This is a genomic window from Microcystis flos-aquae FACHB-1344 (assembly GCF_014698375.1).
Lineage (GTDB): Bacteria > Cyanobacteriota > Cyanobacteriia > Cyanobacteriales > Microcystaceae > Microcystis > Microcystis aeruginosa.
The window spans coordinates 1-3,042 of record NZ_JACJSW010000218.1 but is presented as its reverse complement, the minus strand read 5'-3'; the positions used below and the strand labels follow the sequence as shown (position 1 = coordinate 3,042).

6 protein-coding genes and 1 pseudogene are annotated in these 3,042 nt (G+C 38.8%); 5 read left to right on the top strand and 2 right to left on the bottom strand.

Annotation, left to right across the window (positions count from 1 at the left end; translation table 11 throughout):
- The 5 genes and pseudogenes from H6G48_RS23150 to H6G48_RS23130 all read left to right on the top strand — a co-directional run.
- Nucleotides 1–403 (top strand): annotated as a pseudogene (locus tag H6G48_RS23150) (IS1634 family transposase); the annotation flags it as partial.
- 334 nt (nucleotides 404–737) lie between these two features.
- Nucleotides 738–1,097 (top strand): hypothetical protein, encoded by a 360-nt coding sequence (locus H6G48_RS23145; RefSeq protein ID WP_190723440.1) that lies wholly within the window; start codon nucleotides 738–740, stop codon nucleotides 1,095–1,097.
- 3 nt (nucleotides 1,098–1,100) lie between these two features.
- Nucleotides 1,101–1,508, top strand: coding sequence for a hypothetical protein (locus tag H6G48_RS23140; RefSeq protein WP_190723439.1), 408 nt, complete (start codon nucleotides 1,101–1,103; stop codon nucleotides 1,506–1,508).
- 148 nt (nucleotides 1,509–1,656) lie between these two features.
- Nucleotides 1,657–1,881, top strand: coding sequence for a DUF433 domain-containing protein (locus H6G48_RS23135; RefSeq protein WP_190723437.1), 225 nt, complete (start codon nucleotides 1,657–1,659; stop codon nucleotides 1,879–1,881).
- Nucleotides 1,878–2,219: a DUF5615 family PIN-like protein gene (locus H6G48_RS23130; RefSeq protein WP_190723435.1), complete on the top strand. Its 342-nt coding sequence runs from the start codon at nucleotides 1,878–1,880 to the stop codon at nucleotides 2,217–2,219. The genes H6G48_RS23135 and H6G48_RS23130 overlap by 4 nt, the downstream gene beginning before the upstream one ends.
- A gap of 48 nt (nucleotides 2,220–2,267) precedes the next feature.
- Here H6G48_RS23130 and H6G48_RS23125 read toward each other — a convergent pair whose 3' ends face one another.
- A complete protein-coding gene (locus H6G48_RS23125; protein WP_190723433.1) occupies nucleotides 2,268–2,570 on the bottom strand; it encodes an element excision factor XisI family protein in 303 nt (100 codons plus the stop codon).
- Nucleotides 2,555–2,959 carry an element excision factor XisH family protein gene (locus tag H6G48_RS23120; RefSeq protein WP_190723432.1) on the bottom strand — a complete coding sequence of 135 codons (405 nt, stop codon included), beginning with the start codon at nucleotides 2,957–2,959 and terminating at the stop codon, nucleotides 2,555–2,557. The genes H6G48_RS23125 and H6G48_RS23120 overlap by 16 nt, the downstream gene beginning before the upstream one ends.
- Between the last annotated feature and the right edge of the window lie 83 nt (nucleotides 2,960–3,042).

Genomic DNA, 3,042 nt, shown 5'->3' with positions numbered 1-3,042 from the left:
TCAATTGATTTAAAGGTACGTCCTATCTATCATTATAAGGGTGATAGAGTCAAAGCTCATATCTTTTTATGTATGTTGGCTTATTATGTGGAATGGCATTTAAAACAGTCCTTAGCTCCTTTGTTATTTGAGGATGAAGAAATTGATGATAGTTCTCTGAATGTGATTAAAGCGAGTCGCAGTGAATCCGCTCAGTCTAAAGAGAGAAAAAAACGGAATCAAGAGAACCTCCCTGTGCATAGCTTTCGGACTTTGTTGGAAGACCTGGGGACAATTTGCTTGAATACAGTAGAGTGTACGATTAGGGAGGGAAGTTATCGTTTTTCTAAGATAACTCGACCGACCCAACTGCAACAATCATGCGTTAGATTTATTGGGAGTTTCCCTGATTTGTACCCAGTAACGGGGCATCAGAAATTCTTTTAATCCCTTCTACAGCACAGGTTATGGCTTTTTGTCAACGGGGAAGTCCAGATCTTAACAATCAGATAGAAAGTTCGGCGACTCATTCCCGTTAAACGCTTAAATTTCTTTCGACATAACCTATTCGTTTCGGCAAATTTCAGACTCTTATTCTGTTTTTTATCTATTAAGGACAGATTTTCAACAGTATCACCAAAAAACTCTTTTATGACGCTGGCAACACTATCTCCTTGTGGCGATCGCTGTCTCGTGAGAGTATTGGCAAAAATAAATAACCTTTTATTAGATCACGAAAGACTTTTGCCAGAGGTCTAATGATTTCAGTGGGAGTGGGTACAGCGATTGGAGCTAGTGCATCGGCAGTAGTTGGCGGTATGGGACTGGCTGTAGGAGGAACTGCTCTAGGAGTCGGTATGGCTCCAGTAGCAGCAGCAGGAGCAGTGGTTGGCACAGCAGTTTACGGAACCAAGAAAGCAATAGAAGAACAAGACGCAACGGCAATTGGAGCAGCGGCAATTGGTGCGGGTGCTGGAGCCGGTATATCAGCATTGGTTGGGGGTATGGGATTAGCAGTAGGGGGGACGGCAGTTGCAGTTACAATGGCTCCCGTAGCGGCAGTAGGAGCAGTAATTGGTTTAGCTGGGTATGGGATCTCTAAATTATTCACTGAGTAAGTAATGGCTAAACGGAAAAGACAGTCCCCCAATGCTGCTCAAAAATTAGTAAGAGGAGCAATTCGGGACTTTATTAATCAGCTTAATGGCATAGTTATTGAGCCGGAGATAAATTCTCCTGTAAAGGGGACAGAGGCTTGGTATCGGGACAAACTGGCTAGAGAATTAGGAGGAAAAACCGAGGTTTACATTGATAAGGTAGGTAGAATAGATGTCTTAACTAATACTGAAATAATTGAAGTTAAAAATACAAAAGGCTGGAAATCAGCGATTGGCCAAATAAAGAGTTATGGACAGTATTATCCCAAACATAAAATGAGAGTTCACCTATTCGGGAAATTGACTGAAAGTAAACTGGAAACTATTCAGAGAGTATGTAACCTAGAAGGTATAACTCTAACTTGGGAATAGTATGATCGCCGCTCTGGTAGGGTGCGTTCCCTGATGCGGGTCCTACCGCTGCAGCGATCGATTTTAAGGAAACCCAACATCCTTACCTGTTACTATGAAAGGGTATAATAAGTTTACTTAAGGTCATCAAAGAGGTAACAAAACCTTAATGGAAAATCGTATCCATATCAATCCAGATATTTGTAATGGAAGACCTGTTATAGCTGGAACCCGAATTCCTGTGCAAACAGTTATGGAATTTTTGGGAGCAGGGGATTCTATTGAAGAAGTCCTTGAAGAATATCCTTCTCTGAATCGAGAAGATATTTATGCCTGTATGCAATTTGCAGCAAGATTGATGGCGAATCACTATGAAGTCAGAAAAATTGCATGAATGGTTTTTTCTTCGATGAAAATTTACCAGCTAAAATCCTGTTCACTCCATCTTTACCGATCGTTCATGTTTCGGTTTTAGGTAGAAGTCCAAGGGATACGGAAATTTGGCAATATGCAAAGGATAAAAAACTGGTTATTGTTACGAAAGATGCGGACTTTTCTGATAGACTAATGCTAGATTTTTCCCCACCCAAAGTAGTACATCTCCGTTTTGGCAATATACGAAAACGCGAATTTCATCAGTTTTTAGCTCGTATTTGGCCACAGATTGAAGCTTTGGTCATTGAACATAAATTAGTTAATGTCTATTTAGATCGAATTGAAGCATTTAGATAATTTTTCCTAACATTCAGTGCGATATCGCTAAGGTGGGTAATGCCTGCCTTACTCTAGGGAAAGTCCAGTAATAATATCTTCTGGGGGAATCCCAGCCTGAATTAAAGTGGTTGTTAATCCTTCTTCAAGATTATCATCTTCAATGACAATTTTATTTTTCAATAAACGAGCGTGAAATAAAATTGTATTAATCCATGCTTCTTTTTCCCAACCAGTCATAATTATTAAAAAGTGGCCTGATTCTGGATCACAAACTGGGGTAATTTTAAGGTTTTGTAATCGAGGTTGCATCGCCGATTCTTTTCTGATAACTTGAGTCAGAATATCGGCATAATTTACTGTGTTATCCATTCGACAATTATCTCCTTTTGAGGATTATAAATAATTAAATTGATTCTATTACGTTTAATAACCAGTTGGAAAATAGCTTTTTTGAAGTGTTTTAAATAAACCGCTTCACTAATGCCCAAAAAAAGTTTTCTTTCAGGTTCTTGTGAATCTAAAGCCCATTGGTATAATTGAAGTTGTCCTATTGTTTTTTCTAATTCACTGATAACTGAAGGCGTATCAAAGTCTTTGATTTCTACAGCAATTTTACGATCTTCTTTTTCCGCAGCAAAAAACTTTTCTGCTCCTAAATCAGCTTTAAGCAAGGTTTTTTCTAAGGTTAGAATTAAAGGATCATCAGTGATTTTCCAACCTTCTTTTTCTAAGAGAACTCCATAAAAAAGATGATCCAATAGTCAAGTGGTTTGATAAGGGATTTCCACAAACCACTTTGGCAAATGGGGAAGTCGATTAATCTGTTTTTCCAACTCTGCCA

Excerpts from the sequence above, each read along its gene's own strand:
- H6G48_RS23145 (WP_190723440.1), top strand. The coding sequence starts at position 738 with ATGATTTCAGTGGGAGTGGGTACAGCGATTGGAGCTAGTGCATCGGCA.
- H6G48_RS23140 (WP_190723439.1), top strand. The coding sequence starts at position 1,101 with ATGGCTAAACGGAAAAGACAGTCCCCCAATGCTGCTCAAAAATTAGTA.
- H6G48_RS23135 (WP_190723437.1), top strand. The coding sequence starts at position 1,657 with ATGGAAAATCGTATCCATATCAATCCAGATATTTGTAATGGAAGACCT.
- H6G48_RS23130 (WP_190723435.1), top strand. The coding sequence starts at position 1,878 with ATGAATGGTTTTTTCTTCGATGAAAATTTACCAGCTAAAATCCTGTTC.
- H6G48_RS23125 (WP_190723433.1), bottom strand. The coding sequence starts at position 2,570 with ATGGATAACACAGTAAATTATGCCGATATTCTGACTCAAGTTATCAGA.